At 37.2% G+C, this 20,656-nt stretch carries 17 protein-coding genes; 5 read left to right on the top strand and 12 right to left on the bottom strand.

Going from position 1 to position 20,656, the window contains the following annotated elements; translation table 11 throughout:
- Positions 1–16 precede the first annotated feature (16 nt).
- Entirely contained in the window at positions 17–1,264 is a 1,248-nt protein-coding gene (locus J2T03_RS10570) for a sensor histidine kinase (RefSeq protein ID WP_306840352.1), read from the bottom strand.
- Positions 1,265–1,433: 169 nt separating this feature from the next.
- Between J2T03_RS10570 and J2T03_RS10565 the strand changes: the two genes are divergently transcribed.
- From J2T03_RS10565 to J2T03_RS10555, 3 genes are all read left to right on the top strand, one after another.
- Positions 1,434–1,841: a DUF1573 domain-containing protein gene (locus J2T03_RS10565; protein ID WP_306840351.1), complete on the top strand. Its 408-nt coding sequence runs from the start codon at positions 1,434–1,436 to the stop codon at positions 1,839–1,841.
- Positions 1,842–2,079: 238 nt separating this feature from the next.
- On the top strand, positions 2,080–2,961 hold the full coding sequence (locus J2T03_RS10560; protein ID WP_034703011.1) for an SDR family oxidoreductase: 882 nt from the start codon (positions 2,080–2,082) through the stop codon (positions 2,959–2,961).
- Positions 2,962–3,212: 251 nt separating this feature from the next.
- A complete protein-coding gene (locus J2T03_RS10555) occupies positions 3,213–4,040 on the top strand; it encodes an endonuclease/exonuclease/phosphatase family protein (RefSeq protein ID WP_307211163.1) in 828 nt (275 codons plus the stop codon).
- Positions 4,041–4,046: 6 nt separating this feature from the next.
- Here the strand turns inward: J2T03_RS10555 and J2T03_RS10550 are convergent, their stop codons facing one another.
- A complete protein-coding gene (locus tag J2T03_RS10550) occupies positions 4,047–4,730 on the bottom strand; it encodes a response regulator transcription factor (RefSeq protein ID WP_306840349.1) in 684 nt (227 codons plus the stop codon).
- Positions 4,720–6,036 carry a sensor histidine kinase gene (locus J2T03_RS10545; protein ID WP_307211160.1) on the bottom strand — a complete coding sequence of 439 codons (1,317 nt, stop codon included), beginning with the start codon at positions 6,034–6,036 and terminating at the stop codon, positions 4,720–4,722. The genes J2T03_RS10550 and J2T03_RS10545 overlap by 11 nt, the downstream gene beginning before the upstream one ends.
- A 138-nt stretch (positions 6,037–6,174) precedes the next feature.
- On the opposite strand from J2T03_RS10545, the gene J2T03_RS10540 reads away from it, so the two are divergent.
- Positions 6,175–8,547, top strand: a complete 2,373-nt coding sequence (locus J2T03_RS10540; RefSeq protein WP_307211158.1) for an outer membrane beta-barrel family protein — start codon at positions 6,175–6,177, stop codon at positions 8,545–8,547.
- Between the two features lie 181 nt (positions 8,548–8,728).
- Positions 8,729–10,594 carry a M1 family metallopeptidase gene (locus tag J2T03_RS10535; protein ID WP_307211157.1) on the top strand — a complete coding sequence of 622 codons (1,866 nt, stop codon included), beginning with the start codon at positions 8,729–8,731 and terminating at the stop codon, positions 10,592–10,594.
- A gap of 51 nt (positions 10,595–10,645) precedes the next feature.
- Here the strand turns inward: J2T03_RS10535 and J2T03_RS10530 are convergent, their stop codons facing one another.
- The 9 genes from J2T03_RS10530 to clpB all read right to left on the bottom strand — a co-directional run bounded on the left by J2T03_RS10530 (position 10,646) and on the right by clpB (position 20,508).
- Entirely contained in the window at positions 10,646–11,650 is a 1,005-nt protein-coding gene (locus J2T03_RS10530) for a zinc metalloprotease (protein WP_307211156.1), read from the bottom strand.
- Between the two features lie 424 nt (positions 11,651–12,074).
- Positions 12,075–13,094, bottom strand: coding sequence for a zinc metalloprotease (locus tag J2T03_RS10525; protein ID WP_307211155.1), 1,020 nt, complete (start codon positions 13,092–13,094; stop codon positions 12,075–12,077).
- Between the two features lie 258 nt (positions 13,095–13,352).
- Positions 13,353–13,994 (bottom strand): response regulator transcription factor, encoded by a 642-nt coding sequence (locus J2T03_RS10520; protein WP_306840343.1) that lies wholly within the window; start codon positions 13,992–13,994, stop codon positions 13,353–13,355.
- Positions 13,991–14,776 (bottom strand): sensor histidine kinase, encoded by a 786-nt coding sequence (locus J2T03_RS10515; protein ID WP_306840342.1) that lies wholly within the window; start codon positions 14,774–14,776, stop codon positions 13,991–13,993. The genes J2T03_RS10520 and J2T03_RS10515 overlap by 4 nt, the downstream gene beginning before the upstream one ends.
- A complete protein-coding gene (locus J2T03_RS10510; RefSeq protein ID WP_307211153.1) occupies positions 14,755–15,405 on the bottom strand; it encodes a hypothetical protein in 651 nt (216 codons plus the stop codon). Before J2T03_RS10510 ends, J2T03_RS10515 begins: the two co-directional genes overlap by 22 nt.
- A gap of 30 nt (positions 15,406–15,435) precedes the next feature.
- Complete coding sequence (locus tag J2T03_RS10505) at positions 15,436–15,975, bottom strand: hypothetical protein (RefSeq protein WP_307211151.1); 540 nt, start codon at positions 15,973–15,975, stop codon at positions 15,436–15,438.
- A 175-nt stretch (positions 15,976–16,150) separates the two neighbouring features.
- Entirely contained in the window at positions 16,151–17,149 is a 999-nt protein-coding gene (locus J2T03_RS10500) for a zinc metalloprotease (RefSeq protein WP_306840339.1), read from the bottom strand.
- A gap of 439 nt (positions 17,150–17,588) precedes the next feature.
- Positions 17,589–17,765: a hypothetical protein gene (locus J2T03_RS10495; protein WP_306840338.1), complete on the bottom strand. Its 177-nt coding sequence runs from the start codon at positions 17,763–17,765 to the stop codon at positions 17,589–17,591.
- 148 nt (positions 17,766–17,913) lie between these two features.
- On the bottom strand, positions 17,914–20,508 hold the full coding sequence (clpB, locus tag J2T03_RS10490; protein WP_307211149.1) for an ATP-dependent chaperone ClpB: 2,595 nt from the start codon (positions 20,506–20,508) through the stop codon (positions 17,914–17,916).
- Positions 20,509–20,656 lie beyond the last annotated feature (148 nt).

The following is a 20,656-nucleotide window of genomic DNA, read 5'->3' as shown; positions in this document are numbered from 1 at the left end:
CTTATATATCATTAATTTAAAATGGGAAAAAGAGCGTTATGGTAATTCCCATATCTGTATTATTCTCAACTGAAATTTTCCAGTTATGCTGCCGGACCACTTTCTTTACATAAAATAAGCCTAATCCAAAGCCATTGATATCCTCGGTCTTTTTAGTATTTACCCTGTAAAACTTTTCAAAAATATCAGAGATATTTTTAGCAGGAATCCCTATTCCATTGTCTTTAAACTTTAAATATAAGCCTTTTGAATCTTTATGGGCTGAAATTACAACCTGAGGTTTTACCTCACAATACTTAATAGAGTTATCGATAATGTTGTAAATGATATTCGTAAAGTGAAATTCATCTGCCATTATGGAGAGGCTGTTTTCGATTTCTATATAGATGGTGACGTTTTCGTTCTTCTGCTGTATGGTGTCGGCAATTTCCTGAATAAAAGGAAGCAGTATTATTTTCTGGGGTTTTAATGACAGGCCGGAAGAATCATTTTTGGCAATATTCAGTATTTTTTCAATATGGTTATTGAGCTTGTAGCTTTGATTGATAATGATGGAGGTATAGGTCTGCAGTTTGGGGTTTTCCTGTACAATATTCTGCTTGCTGAGCGATTCTGAAGCTAAAAGTATGGAAGATAACGGAGTTTTGAACTCATGGGTCATGTTATTGATGAAATCACGCTGCAGTTCCGAGAATTTTTTTTGTTGAATAATAGTATATATAGAATAAACATATACCAGGAGAATGATAATAAGGGCAAAGGTAAGTAAATACCAAAACCTCAATGAACTTACCAGATAGGTTGTTTTATCGGGAAAACGTATGGAAAAATAATAGATCAGGTTTTTATGTTTGGGGAAATTAATAACCTTATCACTGGGGCTTTCCTGATTTTTCGACATGTACTTCCCATAAACCATTTTATCACTATGGCAATTATATAAAGCATATACATAATCTGTATTCACCTGAAAACGGGTGAATTCTGTTCTGAGATAATGTTCCAGAACTACAGGATGAAATTCATTATTGGTATTGACTACATAATAGTCATTGGCAATATTCTGTACAGGATTTTCTGTGAAAGATGTTTTCCCCCCTGACAGTTTTTTTGCCACTTCTAATAGAGCGAGGTTTACTTTTTGATTAAATTTCTTATCTTCGAGATTATAGGCCTGCCGGGCCCAGAGAAGCTGAGCTATCAGGATCCCGATAATAGCAATGAATCCGAGCGTTATAATGATATTGAGTTTCTTGATTTTCATTTCTGAAACAATATTATCCAAAAATATCTATTAATCTTTGATCATTAACAACTCGTTAACAAATGTTTGACAGCGGTTAACAAGTTGTATGGCCAATCCGCTTTACATTTGCTATATTAAAAGATAATAATCAGTTCCTTTAATCTTGTAACTATTAAAATTTATACTCATGAAAAAATTAAAAATCACAGCACTTTTAGCCGTTTTGGCATTCTCTCCGTTTTATGCCAATGTATTTCCTGCTGAAAGCAACTCAATCGTAAAAATGATTGCTGATGCTATTAAATGGAAATCAGAATCGATAGACGTTGGAACCATCCCTCAGGGAAAACCGAAGCTTATCAGATTTGAATTTACCAATACATCTTCAAAGCCGATCGTGATCGAGAATGTAGCTCCGTCATGTGGATGCACAACAGCAGATTACACTAAAACGCCGATCCTTCCCGGAAAAAAAGGATTTGTGGAAGCAAGCTATAATGCAGCGAGCAAAGGTGCATTTATGAAAACAGTGAACGTTACAACCAGCGATAACAAAGCTCCGAAAACACTTTCTTTCAAAGGAGTAGTTTCATAATAAAAGTTTGTACAACCAGCCATTATAAAACAACCCTGTAATTCTTTACAGGGTTGTTTTTTATGATTTTCCTGATCTATAATTAGTTTTTTATCTTTTATTTTATAAATTACTGTTGTTTTGCTGTAAGATTTTTAAGCATAGGAGGAGAATAACTATTTATAACATTATTATTTATCCCGTTATTTTCAATGGCATCCATTCAATATTTAGTATTTTTAGGAAAAAATAAAATCATATGAATTTATATACACAGCCAATGTTGCGCGAAGGTGCACTACAGGATAAAGTAGCTATTGTAACAGGAGGCGGAAGCGGTCTGGGAAAAGCAATGACCAAATATTTTCTGGAACTGGGAGCTAAAGTGGTGATCACTTCCCGTAACCTGGAGAAGTTACAGGGAACTGCAAAAGAACTGGAAGAGGAAACCGGAGGGAAAGTTCTGTGTGTTGCATGTGACGTAAGAAACTGGGATGAGGTGGAAGCCATGAAAGAAGCTGCGTTAAAAGAATTCGGAAGAATTGATATTCTCTTGAACAACGCGGCAGGGAATTTCATCTCACCTACCGAAAGGCTGACACATTCAGCTTTTGACTCTATTTTGGATATTGTTTTAAAAGGAACAAAAAACTGTACCCTTTCTATCGGAAAACACTGGATTGATTCTAAAAGCCCGGGAACTGTTTTAAATATTGTAACAACCTATGCATGGACTGGATCTGCTTATGTAGTGCCCTCAGCATGTGCGAAGGCAGGAGTTCTGGCCATGACCAGATCTTTAGCGGTAGAATGGGCAAAATATGGCATCCGCTTCAATGCGATTGCGCCGGGACCTTTCCCTACCAAAGGAGCCTGGGACAGGTTGCTTCCGGGAGATCTGCAGGAAAAATTCGATATGAGGAAAAAAGTCCCTTTGAGAAGAGTGGGAGAGCATCAGGAGCTTGCTAATCTTGCGGCTTATCTGGTTTCAGACTATTCAGCTTATATGAATGGTGAAGTTGTTACCATAGATGGAGGAGAATGGCTTCAGGGGGCCGGAGAATTCAACATGCTTGAAGATATTCCAAAGGAAATGTGGGATGCGCTTGAAGCGATGATTAAAGCAAAAAAGACCAATTAATTAAAATTTTATAAAATGCCCCGGATTTGTAACGATTCCGGGTTTTTTTATAATTTATCGCAGAAATAATATAACTTATTCCAATGAATCAGTCTATTAAAGGCGTAAAATGCTTCATCGGGGATTTCATTACCACTTTTAACTTCTGTCCTCGCTCTTTCCCTCCATAAATTAACAATAATGTATCCCTAAATCTTCATGACCTCTCAAAAAGATGTTCTATTTTTGTTATTCTAATTTAAAAATAGATTATGAATTTCAGATTTTCAATTGTGTCCCTGCTGTTCTTTGCGATGGGGCTTTCGCAAGATCTTAAAGTGATGAGTTTCAATATCCGGCTGCAGGTTACATCAGATAAAGAAAATGCATGGACGGAAAGAAAACAGGATGCTGTGGATCTGTTGAATTATTATCACCCTGATTATTTCGGAGTTCAGGAAGCGCTTCCAGAGCAGATGAAAGATATCAAAGCTGGCCTTAAAAACTACGATTATGTAGGAGTAGGAAGAGATGACGGGAAGGAAAAAGGAGAGTTTTCAGCTATTTTCTATGATACGGAAAGGCTTCAGGTCATAAAATCCGGAACATTCTGGCTTTCGGAAACACCGGAAACACCGTCAAGAGGATGGGATGCTGCTCTGAACAGAATCTGTACCTATGCTTTTTTTAAAGATAAAAAATCCAAAAAAGAATTCCTGGCAATGAATCTCCACTTTGATCATATTGGAAATGTGGCAAGAGTGAAATCTTCCGAACTTATTTTGAAAAAGATCATAGAGATGAATCCTAAAAATCTTCCGGTAACCTTAAGTGGTGACTTTAATTTAACAGAAGATTCGGAGCCGATAAAAATCCTTTCGCAGAACTTGAATGACAGCTTCTATCATTCCGAAACAAAACCTTACGGACCAAAAGGAACATTTACCGCTTTCAATGTAAATGAAATTCCCAAAGACAGAATCGACTATATTTTCGTAAAAGGGTTCAAAATAAAATCCCAGAGACACATCAACGACAGAAGAGGAAATCTGTTGTATCCATCGGATCACTTTCCGGTATTGGCGGAACTTTCTTATTAATCGGGATCAGCTCACCGGGAAATCAACTTCAAATCCAATGCCTCTCAGGGATTGGATTTTTATTTGGGGATCGTAGATGAAATATTTGCGGAGCCGGCTGATAAACACATCAAGACTTCTTCCTGTAAAATAATCATTCGTTTCCCAGAGATTATCCAGAATGTCATCTCTTTTGATCATCGTGCCGTTGTATTTCAGAAGATACAAAAGAAGCTCGAGTTCCCGGATTGTAAGGCGGACATTTTCTTCAGGATGGGAAAGCAGGAGTTTTTCAGTATCTAAAGAATAGCTTCCGATCTTTATTTGTGGTGAAACAGCCGGCTGAGTCCTTTTAAGAATGTTTTTGATTCTTAAAACCAGCTCTTCCGGATCGCAGGGCTTGGCAATATAATCATCAGCTCCTATTTTTAGACCCATCAGTCGGTCTATTTTTTGGTTTTTGGCGGTGAGGAAAAGTAAAGGGAAATTGTTTTTCTCCTTTAAGATCATTTTTGCTAAGGAAAAACCGTCGATCGAGGGCATCATAATATCCAGAATGCCGATGTGAAACGGAAAATCGGTATTTAAAAGACTGACTATATCTTCCGGGTTCTGGAACCAAGCCACTTCAAAACCCTCCAGTTCAAGATACTGTTTCAGGATCATTCCGAAATCCGGGTCGTCTTCTGCCAAAAGGATCTTAGTTTTCATAGGGAATGGATATTTTAAAAGTGGTTTCGGCTTTGGGAAGACTGGAAACGTTTATGCTGCCATCGTATTTGGAGACGATCTTTTTAACGAAATAAAGCCCGAGCCCTAATCCTTTGGTATTATGAATATTATTTGACTGTATCCTATAGAATTTTTCAAAAATAGAATTGAGTTCTTTTTTTTCAATACCGCAGCCATTATCGCTGACTTCTATTTTAAGATGTTGAGAACTGTCGCTGATATTGATTTTTATTTGGGAAGCTCCATACTTTACACTGTTCTCACCAAGATTTTTAAGGAGGGTTTCCATGAGATTTTTATCAAAAGGAAGCTCTTCTGAAACCTGGCTGATCAGTTCAAAATTTGTCTCAGGATAAGTAAAGGCGAGGTCTTGCACAAAAAAGCTCCAGTCTTCAGGCTTTACAGACAGAACTTCTCCGGCCGTTTCATCCTTGTGAAGCTGAAGCATCAGGTTTTCCAGTCTGCTGATCTGTCGGTCAATCAAAGGTAAGGTATCAGGATTCCATTCCTTCTTTAAAGCTTTTGAAGCGATCTTTAAAGTGGCGATCGGGGTTTTGAATTCATGGGAGATATTATCCACAACCGTGTGGAGAACTTCTACCTGTTTCTGCTGGCGGGCTAAATTTCTAACCGTGAAAATATAAAGCAAAAGAACACTTGCAAGAATAGCAATACAGCAGACCGTAAGCAGAGCCAGCTCTTTAAATATGATACTTTTGATATTTAAAATTTCAAATCCGGTGTTGCTTTTGACGAGAAAGGAATCATTTCTGCCGGGCTTACCGTTTTTAGCAGAGGATGTTGAAGTGGTTTCCCATGTTCCCGTACTGGATATTCTCGGATTGGTCACTTTATTGGTGGTTTCATAAAGAACCAGTGGACGGTCGATGAGATGTGAACCGTCAGGAAGATAAACTATAGAAATATACTCAATCTTTATTGCAATTTTATATCCTCCTTTTTTAAAAGTGTTGTCCACATAGTTGTTCAGGCAGGCTTCATTATCTTTTCTGTTCTTTTTAAAATATTTCAGAAACTCTTTCTTGCTGATCTTTTTGTCGTGATAATTGATCAGTATTTTCTGAATAGAGTCATCCGTTTTATTTTTTATACCGCCCAGATCTTCCAGATTATCTGTGTAGTTGGTGATTTTTTCATGCACAATCCTATAGATCTCCCGTTCCTTTACCTGATAGGTCTTGTACATAAAATAGGCCTGTATTCCGAGCAGAAGCAGGAATAGCGCGGCGAAAAGGGCAATAAGATATTTACTTTTGGATATCATTGAAACAAAGATAAAACTTTAGTCTTTCCCTTGCCGGCATTAACTCACCATTAACCTTCCATTAACCGAAATTCTCTCTGTAAATACTGAATTTTGAACTGTCAAGCAAAATAACATCCATGCTTTTCAGAATCAATTATGTATAAAATTTTTCTTTTGCTGCTTTTTCCAATGTTGCTGTCTGCACAGGTACAGATTATCAAAGGTTCAGTGACAGATACCGGAAGTGAGAAAATATCTTCTGTAGAGATCAAAGTTTATAATTTAAAAAATGAACTGATCAAAACATTGAACACAGATGGAAATGGTTATTTCAGCTTGGAAGGAATCTCCATTGACTCTATAAAAATAACGGCTAAAAAAACAGATTACATTCCTTTTGAAAAAATGATAGATCTGCAAAAGGAGAAAAACCCTTTAAAAATCATTCTTAAGAAAGAGACTCAGGAAATAGACGCTGTTGTTATGACCAAACAGAAACCGATAGTCACCAGGAAAGTAGACCGTCTGGAGTTCAATGTGGAAAACAGCAATATTTCTTCGCTCAATGCATGGGAGATCTTAAAGAAAACGCCGGGTGTAACGGTAAATAATGATGTTCTTGCCATCAAAGGTGGTACGGGAATTCTGGTGACCATCAATGATAAAAAAATAATGCTGACCGGGGATGAGCTCAAAAATTTACTGGAAAACACACAGGGAGACGAAATAAAATCCGTAGAAGTAATCACCAATCCGCCTGCAAAATATGAAGCGTCCGGCAGTGCAGTTCTGAATATTGTGATGAAGAAGAATAAAATTGAAGGCTACCGTGGAATTGTTTCATCAAAATATGTTCAGACCCAATATGCAAAAGGAGTTGTGGGAGTATCCCAGTATTACAAAAAAGATAAGCTTTCACTGATGGGAAGTTATTACAGGGGTTTTGGAACGTATTACCGTGAGGGAACCGATTATGTGAATTACCAGGAAAGCTGGACGAGGTGGGTAAGTACCATGAACCGGAAGGATAAAAACAAAGCGCAGAATACAGTTAACTTCAATGCTGAATATGAAATTGACAGTCTGACGAATCTGAGTCTGAATTACTCAGGGTACTTCAGTCCGAAATCCTTTGGAACTTACGTTGTGCCTACATTGATCTACAACAGTCAGGATATTGTTGAATCTGACTACACAACGATTAATGATCATCAATCCCGGACGATCAATAATTCACTGAGTTTTCAGGTAGACAGAAAACTTAATAAGAAGAGCAGCATTTCATGGATCAGTTACTTTACCGGGAATAACGTGGATAAATATCAGGATGTACTGACTCATCTGAATTTTAGAGGAGAGACGCCAAGGGATGATAATTTTTTCACCCAAAATAAAACAGATGTTCAGCTGTATTCTACACAGGCCGATTATCAGTGGAAAGATAAAAAACTTGAGTTCGAATCCGGTATGAAGTACAGCTTTGTCAAAACAATAAGCAGACTGGATTTTTCTGATAATGAAAACGGAACCCTGCAACTCCGGCCCGAAAAAAGCAGTATGTTTGACTATAAGGAACATAATTTTGCAGCCTATTCATCATTGGCTTACAATCTTGGGAAGTGGAATTTTAAAGGTGGTCTCCGTGCAGAAATGACGGATCTGGAAGGTCTGGTTTCCGAGCCTTATGAACGGAACAAAAATAAGTACTGGAATCTTTTCCCGACTTTTTACGCCCAGTATTCAACGGAAAGTAAGCATGAATTTGGTTTTTCATACGGGAAAAGGATCAGCAGACCATCTTATTCCTGGTTGAATCCCGCAAAATCTTACTACAATTTGTTCTCTTATTATCAGGGAGATCCAAAACTGAAGGCTACGATTATTCATAATCTGAATCTTACCTATTCCTGGAAAGGCTGGAATCTGGATCTGTACTACCGGAAGGAAATCTATCCATCCATGGAAATTTCATTTCAGGAGCCCAGTACGAGCAATCTGATCTATTATTTTACCAATATTGAAAAAGGACAGGCTTTTGGGGCAAGCCTGTATAAGAGCTTCCAGATCAAACCCTGGTGGACGCTCATTCTTTCAGAAAATCTGGAGCACAATGAAAATTACTTCAAAGGAATTGATGATCTTCTGTATAAAAATAAGGTATGGAACTGGGTATCGAATGTTTCTGTAAATATTACTTTGGATAAAGGCAATGACTGGAAGATGGAATTAGGTCACAAATATTACTCGCCGGGGATACAGGGAACTTTCACGATCTCAAGTGCATGGGCTGCTTATTTTGTAATGAACCGTAAATTCTTCGGTAAAAAACTGGAAGCATCATTTATTTTTAATGATATTTTCAGGACGATGGGGCAGAAAATAAGTACAAAATATGCCAATCAGGACAATTATTTCCTGGATTATGGAGATACACAGGGATTTACCTTTTCTATTAAATTCAATTTTGGGAATCAGGCTGTGAAAAATGCTAAAACGATTAAGAAAACGGAGGAGCTGGATAGGCTGTGATAGGGAACTGGGAAGCGGTGGCTACTTATTAATTTGAGAAATATGGTATTTTCTATACTTATGCATCTGTCTTCCTTTCTGAAAAATAAAACTAATATCCATAAAACATTATTATAAAAGAAATTCCTTTTCTGTGTGACATTTTCCCTAATTTTGGTACTTATTTTTAAAAATTAGAGATATGAAACGATTTCTTTATGCTCTGGTATTGACTGTTTCAATGCAGCATATCGCTGCCCAGGAGCTGTATATACCTAGAAATATTAAGAAAGCCTATGAAAAAGGAACCCGGGATATTTCCGGTGCTCCGGGCAAAAACTATTGGCAGAATAAAGGGATTTATAATGTTGAGGTAAAAGTGGATGCAGGAAGCAAAACGGTTTCAGGAAAAGAAACGATCACATACATCAATAACAGCCCGGATGAACTTCACGAACTGGCGATCAGATTTGTAAATAACCTTCATAAGCCACAATCGCCGAGATCAGGTTCTGTATCCAAAGATTTTCTGTCTTCAGGTCTTTATATTAAATCGATGGTTATAAATGGTGAGAAATATACAGTAAACAGTGATGACTGGGGAACCGTAGAAAGAATAAAGCTGAATAAAGCACTTAAGGCCGGAGCAAAAGCTGATGTGAAAATAGAATGGGAATATCCGCTTTCTGTACAGAGCGGAAGAGAGGGGCAGATAGATTCTGAGACTTTTTATGTAGCCTATTCTTTCCCGAGAATTTCTGTTTATGATGATTATAATGGTTGGGATATGCTTCCCCATTCGGATAGACAGGAGTTTTATAATGATTTTAATGATTACAGTTTTACCATCTCTGCCCCCAAGAATTTTGTAGTATGGGCTACCGGAGATTTTCTGAATCCTGATGCTGTGCTTCAGCCGGAATATTTAAAAAGGTACAAAGCGTCTCTGAAGAGCGATAAAGTGATTCATATTGCTTCCGAGCAGGAAATGAAAGCCGGAAAAGTGACGAAGCAGAATAAATGGAATGTGTGGAAATTCAAAGCGAATCATATTACGGATTTCTGTTTTGCTTTAAGCAGCCATTATGTTTGGGACGGAGCAAGTGTCCAGCTAAAAACAAAAAGGGCAAGTGTTCAGGCAGGATATAAAGCTGGTGCGAAGGATTTTGAGCAGTATGTAGACTGGATGCGCTATAATCTGGACTGGTTCTCAAAGAAATGGCCAGGAGTGGAATATCCTTATAATGTAATGACTGCTATTCAAGGATATGCAGATATGGAATATCCAATGATGATTAATGATACAAGTATTCCTGATGATCTTCGAGATGCAAGGCTTACCGCAGATCACGAGATTGCTCATACCTATTTCCCTTTTTATATGGGAATCAATGAAACCCGTTATGCTTTTATGGATGAAGGCTGGGCTACTACCCTTGAGTACCTGATCGGTATTGATGAAAACGGCGAAGCTCCAGCAAAAGAATTCTATAAAAATTTCCGTGTCAAAAAATGGATCAATGACCCTTCTGCGGAGCAGGATCAGCCGATTATTACAATGAGCACGCAGGTAAGCGGAGCAGGATATGGGAACAATTCCTATGTAAAAGCATCCTTGTCTTATCTTGCCTTGAAAGATTATTTAGGAGATGAACTGTTCAAGAAAGCGCTTCTGCATTATATGAGCAACTGGAATGGAAAGCACCCGGTACCGTGGGATTATTTTAATTCAATGAGTACAGGTTCCGGAAAAAATCTGAACTGGTTCTTTCAAAACTGGTTCTATACCAATAATTATATTGATCTGAAAATAACTGATATTTCACAGCTCAACGATCTTCTTACAGTCAATGTAGATAATGTGGGCGGATTTGTGATTCCTTTTGATGCCGTTTTAAATTATGAAGACGGATCTGTTGAAAAGCTTCATTTTTCACCTTCCTTATGGGAAAAGAACCAGAAGCAGGCAGATCTTGCTATTCCTATTAAAAAGAAAGTGAAATCGGTGACCCTGGACGGAGATATGTTTATGGATTATACACCCGAAAATAATACAAAGTCATTATAAAAAGAAAAGCCTGAATAGAAATTCAGGCTTTTCTATGAGTTAATTTAAATTTTAGTAAAGTCTTAATCCAGATCTTGCCCCTGTGGAAGCAACTACTGATTGAACTCTTGCTTTCTGTCCTGCTGAGAACATAAACATTGCAGCATCATCTACATAATCCATATAGTTCATGAACATTACAGATCTTTGAACACCGCTACATGTGTTGTATAATGGATAAGTTGGTTTTCCATAATTGGCAGTAGTCTGTGTAGGAGTATCTGTAACCTGGTCATTACCACAGCTTGCATCTCCCCAGATATGTCTAAGATTTAAATAATGTCCTACTTCGTGTGTTGCAGTTCTTCCTAAGTTAAAAGGTGAAGCTGCTCCTGTTTTTCCAAAGTATGGAGCGGCAATGGCTACACCATCGTTCCATAATCCTGCAGATTCAGGAAATGTAGCGTATCCAAGAATAGTTCTTCCCTGGCTGGTCATTTTACCTACAATCCAGATGTTTAGGTAATTGGATGGGTTTGTAGCATCAATTCCTCCCTTAGAGGCTTTCTTCATATCATCATTAGTTGCCCAGCTTGTCTTGCTTGTAGCTTTTCTTATGGTATTTACCAATCTGAATTTTACTTTCGTGTCACCAGCGCTTACAGTCTGGAATTCAGCAGGGATTTTACTGGCATCGGCGTTTGTTCCTGTGAAGTCTGCATTCAGAACTTCGATTTGCTCTGCGATTCTGGCATCAGATACATTTTCTGCAGTGGTTTTATATAATACATTGACAACAACCGGAATTTCTACAGTACCATCTGCCAAAACTTTTCCAAGTTTTAATTCATTAGCGAATTTTTCTGTATTCGCCTCTAATGTTACAAACTTTTGTCTAAGTTGAGCATTGCTTTTTAATGCTTCCTGTCTTACTTCTTCAGATGCACATCCCCTTTTGAACATATCAGCTGAAGAAACCTCTTCATTTGCAGGGTTTTCATTTTGGTTTGACATATTGTCGCTGTTACAAGCTGACATGAAGCTTAATACAATTGCTCCAAATAATAATTTTTTCATAAGCTCTTATTTTCTATAGTTTCTGGTGGTGAATTTATATTATTTGAAATTATTATGCAACATGTTTTTAATATTTTATTAAAAATATATCAATATTTGGTTTAAAATATTATGCATTTCATATGTTATTTGACGTAAATTTGATTTATTGTTAATTTTAAGAGTTATAAATTAATTGAATTATTTTTTTAAAAGTATAACGTAATTTTATTTTGTATGGATTTTAAGTAGATTATTTTATTTATTATTACGCTATTAATAAATATGATGAGGTGGTCCTGATCAGTAACTTTTTTTAAAAAAAATGTTTTCATTCTGATATTTTTGAATCTGATTTTTTAGGAAACATGCAGAATTAATTATAAAAACAAATAGCCTGAATTAAAAATTAATCCAGGCTATTTTATTTGAATTTATCAGATATCTATTGTCTTAGTCCGGCTCTTGGCCCAGCTGTAGCCACCACTGCCTGCATTCTTGTTTTTTGATTTGCAGAGAACATAAACATAGCTTTGTCATCTACATAATCCATATAATTCATAAACATCTGAGAACGGCTTACTCCTCCACAAATTCTGTTTAAAGGATATGATGGTGTTCCGAAGTTAGGACCTGGAGAAGTAGGAGTATCACTGGAGTAATCTGTTTGGCAGCCTGTATTGGTTGATCCCCAAAGGTGAGGCAGGTTTAGATAATGACCTACTTCGTGGGTAACAGTTCTGCCTAAATTAAACGGGGCGGAGGCACCTGTTTTTCCTATATATTGGTACCCTATGACAAGTCCGTCGTACCATAAACCGGCAGATTCAGGGTAATAGGCATATCCTAGTGTTCCTGGCTGGCTGTTCTCATCAAGGATAGAATTGACAACCCAGATATTCATGTTTTTGGTAGGGTCAGTAGCATTAATACCTCCGGTAGTTGATTTTTTCATTTCTTCCAGATCGGATCTCCATCCCGTTTTTGTACTTTGCTTACGGTTGGTTGCCACTAGTTTAAAGCGGATTTTTACATCGCCGGCTGCAGAAGGCTGGAATGCTGATGGTATTTGAGTAATATCAGAATTGGTAGCGCCGTAATCTGCATTAAGAACTGCTATTTGCTCTGCAATTCTTGCATCGGAAATATTTTGAGTAGAAGTATTGTAGATCACATTGAAGACAACAGGGATTTCAACTGTTCCATCTGCGAGCACTTTACCCATCGTAAGGTCCCTTGAAAATTTCTCAGATTGCAGTTCATTAGCTTCAAATCTGGCTCTTAATGCTGGATCGCTTTTGAGTGCCTTTTCCCTTATAATGTCAGAAGGACAGGCTCTTTTTGATGCTATAGAGCTTGAAAGATTTCCCGGCTCTTGTGATATATCCTCTTGGTTGGAAATATTATCACTGTTACAAGCTGACATGAAGCCCAGAACGAGAGCTCCGAATAATAGTTTTTTCATAATATATTGTAAATGGTTTGCGTTCCAAATTTATATTATAAAAAATTAATACGCAAAAAATATTCACACATGTTTGAATAATTGTTATTAAATACCGATGGTTGTTGCTTATTGTTTGGTTTTCGGTGATTTTAATTGAATTTTAATCATTTCTATGATTTGTATTTAAATATTTTTCGGTTGAAATTATTGTAATTAAAAATATTTATTGAATTGTTAAAAATGATTTATATTTTTAATTTTATTTCTTTTTTTTGATTAACCTGCAAAACCATTTTTAATGGCAAAAACTGCCAGACCAACCCGGGTTTTCAGGTCTAACTTATCGCATAGCTGGTCGCGATAGCTTTCTACTGTTCTTGGGCTGCAACACATCCTGTCTGCAATTTCCTTATAGCTCAGCTCGGTGACGGTGTATTTAAGGAATTCTCTTTCGCGATCTGAAATTCTTACGGTACTTTCTGTTTCCTTATCTTTGTTAAGATTGGAAAATATAATCTTTGAAGCCCATTCCGGATAGAAAAAACCGTCAGAATTTAATTTTATTAATGCGGTTTCCAGATCCTTAGGATGGGTGTTTTTTAATAAATATCCTTTTGCTCCGTTTTTGATCATTTTAATCACGCTGTTGTCATCACCCTGCATGCTCAGGGCCATTACTTTGATTTCCGGATGATTTTGAGTGAGCCATGCAGCGGTTTCGAACCCGTCCATAATTGGCATGCTGATATCCAGAAGAATGATGTCTGGAACTTTACCGTTATCTTCAAGCTTTTGAATCAGGTCTTTGCCATTTTCACAAACATAGATTACTTCAAATTCGTTAAAATTATCAATAATCCCTTCCAGTGCTTTGGCAATTAGTACGTGGTCATCAACAATTACTATTGTTTTTTTCATGGCTGTTTTTTTAAAATAATATTGAGTGTGGTTCCGATATTCTCTTGGCTTTCAAGGCTGAAGTCTGCACCTATAATGGCTGCTCTGTTTTTCATATTGGTCAAGCCAATACCGCTGGATTTTATCTTAGTGCTGTCGAATCCGATTCCATCATCCCTGAGATTAAGCTCCCAGAGTGCCTCCTCGGAAGTATTCAGGCTGATAAAAATATTTTTACAGTTTGCGTGTTTAATACTGTTTTGAATAAATTCCTGTATGATCCTGAGGAGTACATTTTTGTGGACAAATCCAAGATCAAGCTGCTTAAAGTTATGTTCAAAACTCACATTGCATCTTTTGAAGGTATTGGTATTGTCTACCTCTTCCTGGATCAAAGTTACGATTTCCTTCTGGTTTATATTATCGTCTGTCAGTGTTTTTGAAAGGCTTCTAAGATCCTGCAGCGACTGGTTGATGATCTGGGAAACCTGGTCAATTCTTTCACTTACTTCAGGAACCCTGTTTTCGTAAAGTAGCTGTTGGGTATAGAGGCTTACCAGCGTCAGTTTCTGGCCGATATTATCATGAAGCTCACGTCCTATCTGTTGCATGGTAGCCTGCTGGATCTCAAGCTGTGTGGCTAAAATTTCTCGCTTGTGGATTTCATTTTTTATTTCAATTTCATTCAGGTATTCCTTTTTACGCTGCTTATATTTTCTGATGTATACCATTACAGCAGCCACAAACAACACAAAGAAGATGTTGAATAAAATAATAGTTATTAAGAGCTCCGTTTTCCCCATATGAATGAAATTGAAAATAAAAGATACATTGTGATTCCCGTTATGAGAAAATAATTAAAATACATATCCCACAATTCTTTATACTTAGCCAGAAGACTGAAAAATGTCCAGAAGGGCAGTGTTCCAATATAGAATAAGGTTACTCCAAGATTGATATAGAACATTTTATTTCTGCTGAAATTTAAAATTTCTGATGAGTTAATCTGCTTATAATACTCCATAATCACCAACACCATTAACATAAGACATCCAAATGTATAGTTGAAAGAGAAAATTATTTTTTTCGTGGTAAAGAAGATTTCGCTTGGTAAAAATGACAGTAAATAGAGTAGGGATAAGGTATAGAAAAGTTTTGGCCTTCCCAGTGATTTGGCGGCATAGAGCCAGTAAAAGAAAAGAAACTCAATAGGAATCACAAAATAATTAAAAAACTTCGGCTTGTCATAGTCTATAAGCAGATATCCCCATTTACCCATTACTTCGCACAAAAACATAAGAATAAGATAAAAAGAGAAATATTTCCAATATCTGTCTGTGTTACCACGGTTATAGTAAATAATGGATATTACGGCAGCAAGGCCTTCTACCCAGATTAGAGACTCCTGGAGTATCTTCTGAAAATCAGTCATGTTTGTTGTGGGATAAAATAAATTATTGAATTAAGGGAATTGTTCAACTTTTGTATCGTGTGGTGGTGAAAGTGTCCCGTGATTTTCTGCAAGAGTTTCAGCACCAGCTGACTTTCCGGTTTTTGAGCCCATAGCCAATATTGATCCTGAATTTGATGGGCAGAAATCATAGTTAAGCATTTCTCCAGTTTCATCTGCTTTTTTCAAGGTCGGGACCATTACTAAGGTATGTCTTTCTGCATATTCTTTTTCTACAGGATGGTTTTCCATCATGGCCCAGTCTTCAGCTTTTGGATAGGAGGCATAATAGAACCTGATCCCTAAATCCTCTTCAGAAACATCAGGATTTGCTTTTGTTGCTTCACTTTCTATACATGCTATAAACTTTTTCAGTTTAGGAAGGTCAAACCATATGGCATGAGAGTCAGTAATCCCCAATTCTTTGTTAACAGCCTGCATTTGATTGTTTCTGTAGTTGCTTATTAGCTGTCGAACAAGTTCCAAAGAAATGGTGTTTGTACCTGAACCAGTCTCGCGTGTTCCGGTTTCTGAAGTAGGTTTTATTTTCATAACGTTAGTTTTATAAGAGAATGTTAGTTAGTAGTGCAAATCTCGTAAAAATTTTGAGGTAAACGGATGTGTTTTTTCCTGTTTATTTTCCGTGTTTTTACGGATTGTGTATAAGCTGTAAAATAGTAAAGCCCCCAACTGATTTGGGGGCTTCATTATTTATAATGATTGTGTTCTATAATATTCTCAATCCGGCTCTTGGTCCGTTAGCTGAAACGGATGCCTGCATTCTGTCGTTCTGGTTTTTTGTAAACATGAATAAAGTGGTTTCATCAGAATAATCCATATAATTCATGAACATTACAGAGCGGGATACCCCTCCACATGTTTCCATTTTAGGATAAGAAGGAACTCCTCTGTGAAGCGTGATCTGCTGTGGAGTGTCATCTGCGAAATCATTTCCACAGTTAGCATCACCCCAGATGTGTCTTAAGTTCAGGTAATGTCCTACTTCGTGTACCGTTACTCTTCCTTTGTTGTGGGTGGCAATCGGTCCTCCTGCACCTACATATTCATCCATCATTACTACACCATCATTCCAAAGACCTGCGGATTCAGGGAAAGTTGCATAGCCTAATACGTATCCGGATTGGTAAGGCATGTAGTCTACCACCCAGATGTTTAAATATTTTGCAGGATCAGTAGCATCTACTCCTCCGGTCGCTATTTTTTTCATTTTATCGTCTGGAGCCCATCTGGATTTGGTTGTAGACTTTCTATTGATTTGTGCCAGTCTGAATTTGATTTTTGTATCTCCGGCGTTCAGCGTTTGAAATGCTGCCGGAATATTAGAAACATCGGCGTGCGTTGAAGCGAATGCTGTATTCAGTACATCAATCTGCGAATTAATTCTTGCATCTGATATATTATTAGTTGTATTGGTGTAAAGTACATTAAAGATTACAGGAATTTCAACACTTCCGTCGGCGAGAACTTTCCCCATCTTTTTTTGTTCAATAAACTCAGCTGTACTGTTTTCAATTTTAAACATACGCTGAGCGGCATCAGGGTTTTCTGAAAGAAATTTTTGCCTCACAACATCAGAGCCACAAATTGCTCCTTTATCCGCCATTGCGGGTTGGTCAGTGTTTGCATTTGCAGTGTTGAGATTTTCTGTTTCATTAGCACACGAAACAAAAAGAGTAATCAATACTCCTAATACTGTTTTTTTCATAAAATTATCTTTTGTAGTTTGAATGTATGACAAATGTATAAAAAATATGTATTGTTTGACTATTATTTAAAAATTTAACACTTTTTATTATTTAAATGATATTTTTTGATAGTTTATATTATTCGTTAATTTATTTATTTTATTGAAAAATTTTAATTGTTTTATTAATACAGTGAATTGATAGACTATATCTTTTAAATTACTCGAAAAATACTAAGTATGGTTAAAAGCAAAAAAAAGCCGGAGTTAAATCTCCGGCCTGATTAAATCTACATACAAGGATATCGTTTGGGATCCCTGCAGATATATCCTGTTGAACAACAAAGTCCTATAGGGCAGTTCATATCAATGTCGCATTCTGTGAGACTAGCCGATATGCCACCACTGATTCTCTTCAAATCATTTCTTTTTAACTTTTTCATACCATTCACTTTAGGGGTTAATCAATAAGTGAAGGCCTGCATTCAGCCTGTCCGCAATTGATGTTGATCTGTGAACATCTTTCCGTGGCACATGTTCCGCTGGTGGAGCCGTCAGGGTAAATTAATATATTGCAACGGCAATCAATTTTTCCCCCTAAAATAGTTTTCAATGAACTTCTTTTTAACTTTTTCATACTGATTTTGTTTTAGTTAGTGATTTGTTTTGAATCATAAATATACTGATATTTCACATAGTTTTGATAAAAAAGGAATAAAAAAATAAGTGATGCAGATTTGGCTGCACCACTTACTTACAAAAATAATATATATGAAAAAAAATACTTACTGATCTGTCGGTCTGAAAACCAAACCTGTCTCTTCAAAATAATCTAAAGTGATTCTGTCTCCGTCGTTTACTTTGCCTGCGAGGATCTCTCTGGATAATTTATTTAATACTTCCTGCTGGATCACCCTTTTTAAAGGTCTTGCCCCGAAAGAAGGATCATATCCTTTATTCATCAGATAATCTACTGCATCCTGCGTAGCGGTCATGATGATATTTCGTTTGGTTAGCATATCATTGAAGCCTCTCAGCTGGTACTGAACAATTTTTCCGATTTCTTTTTTATTTAAAGGCTGGAACAGTACCACTTCATCTATTCTGTTCAGGAATTCCGGACGCAGTGTTTGTTTCAAGAGGTCAAAAACTTCATCTTTTGTCTTGTCGACGATCTCATCCTGGTTTTCTTCCGTAATATCTTCAAAATTCTCCTGGATCAGATGTGAACCTAAATTAGAAGTCATAATAATGATCGAATTCTTAAAGTTCACCACACGTCCTTTATTATCTGTCAGACGTCCGTCATCCAATACTTGCAGCAATGTATTGAAAACATCTGGATGTGCTTTTTCAATTTCATCCAGAAGAACCACGGAATACGGTCTTCTTCTTACCGCCTCCGTCAGCTGTCCGCCTTCATCATAGCCTACATATCCCGGAGGAGCACCTACCAGTCTGGAAACGCTGTGTCTTTCCTGGTATTCACTCATGTCGATCCTTGTCATATTATTTTCATCATCAAACAGGAATTCTGCCAGTGCTTTGGCTAGCTCAGTTTTACCGACACCCGTAGTCCCCAAAAATAAAAAGGATCCGATGGGCTTTTTATCATCACTTAATCCTGCCCTGTTTCTTCTGATGGCATCTGCCACTGCCCCGATAGCTTCATCCTGTCCTACGACACGATGGTGAAGTTCAGTTTCAAGATTCAGAAGCTTTTCTCTTTCAGACTGTAGAAGCTTGGTAACAGGAATTCCCGTCCATTTTGCAATCACTTCAGAAATGTTCTCAGATGTAACTTCCTCTTTAATTAATTCATTCTGATGGTTTTGCATTTCCAGTTCAAGTTTCTGCAGAGCATCTTCTTTTTCCTTGATTTTCCCATACTGGATTTCTGCTACCTTCGCATAATCTCCAGCTCTTGAAGCTTTTTCCGCTTCCAGCTTCAGAGACTCAATATCTTTTTTAATCTGTGTTAAATCCTCAGATTTCTGTTTTTCTTTCAGCCATTTGGCATTGATCTCATTTCTTTCCTCAGAAATTTTTGAAATATCTTCCTTTAAATGATCAATTTTTGTTTGGTTACCCTCCCTTGAAATAGCGGCCAGCTCGATTTCCAGCTGCATTAATTTTCTGTCTAAAACATCCAGTTCTTCAGGCTTTGAATTGATTTCCATTCTCAATTTAGCCGAAGCTTCATCGATAAGGTCAATCGCTTTATCCGGTAAAAAACGATCTGAAATATATCTCTGAGACATTTCCACTGCAGCAATGATTGCCTCATCTTTGATCCTTACTTTATGGTGTGCTTCATATTTATCTTTAATACCACGGAGAATAGAAATAGCAGATTCCGTATCCGGTTCTTCCACCATCACTTTCTGGAAACGCCTTTCTAGTGCTTTATCTTTCTCAAAATACTTCTGATATTCATTTAAAGTTGTAGCACCGATTGCTCTTAATTCTCCTCTTGCTAAAGCAGGTTTCAGGATATTGGCTGCATCCATTGCTCCTTCACCGCCTCCGGCTCCCACCAGAGTATGAATCTCATCAATGAAAAGAATGATCTGTCCTTCAGATTTAATCACTTCATTCACTACGGATTTAAGACGCTCCTCAAACTCTCCTTTGTATTTAGCACCGGCAATTAAGGCGCCCATATCCAGTGAATATAGCGTTTTGTCCATCAGGTTTTCAGGAATGTCCCCTGAAATAATACGGTGTGCGATTCCTTCAGCAATAGCTGTTTTACCTACCCCCGGTTCCCCGATAAGGATTGGATTATTTTTGGTTCTTCTCGAAAGGATCTGAAGCACTCTCCTGATCTCCTCGTCACGCCCGATTACTGGGTCCAGCTTTCCTTCCGCAGCTAATTCGTTGAAGTTTTTAGCATATTTATTTAAGGATTGGTAAGTTTCTTCTGAACTGGCAGAAGTAGCCTTGCTTCCTTTTCTTAGTTCTTTAATAGCACCTTCCAACAGGCTTTTGGTAACACCCATGTCTTTAAGCATTTTGGATACTTCAGAACTGGTTTCCAGTAATGAAAGCCACAGATGCTCTATTGTGACATATTCGTCCCCCATTTTTTTTGCGATATTAGGGGCATCCAGTAAAACTTTGTTGGCGGATTGTGAAAGATAAATGTTTCCACCTTGAACTTTTGGAAGTTTCTCAATACTCTCACGGTTACGTTCTCTTACCAAAGCAGCGTCTGCTTCAGATTTTTTTAATAAGAAAGGTGATATGTTTTCATCTACCTGAAAAATACCTTCAAGTATATGTTGCGGTTCAATGCTCTGATTACCAAATTCCATAGCAGTCTGCTGTGCTGTCTGGATGGCTTCTTGCGATTTTACAGTATATTGGTTTAAGTTCATATTTTTTATGTTTTTGGTAATAATTTGTTTTGGTTGAGTTTTTAAAAAGACACCAAGAAACCAAATTTTAAGGCCCGGTTTCTTAATGCCATCAAGTTATTTAATCATTTAATCGATTACCTTACCGCAAAAACTGTTCAATTATTAA

Source organism: Chryseobacterium lathyri (genome assembly GCF_030812195.1).
Lineage (GTDB): Bacteria > Bacteroidota > Bacteroidia > Flavobacteriales > Weeksellaceae > Chryseobacterium > Chryseobacterium lathyri_A.
This window is presented reverse-complemented; position numbering and strand designations above follow the sequence as displayed.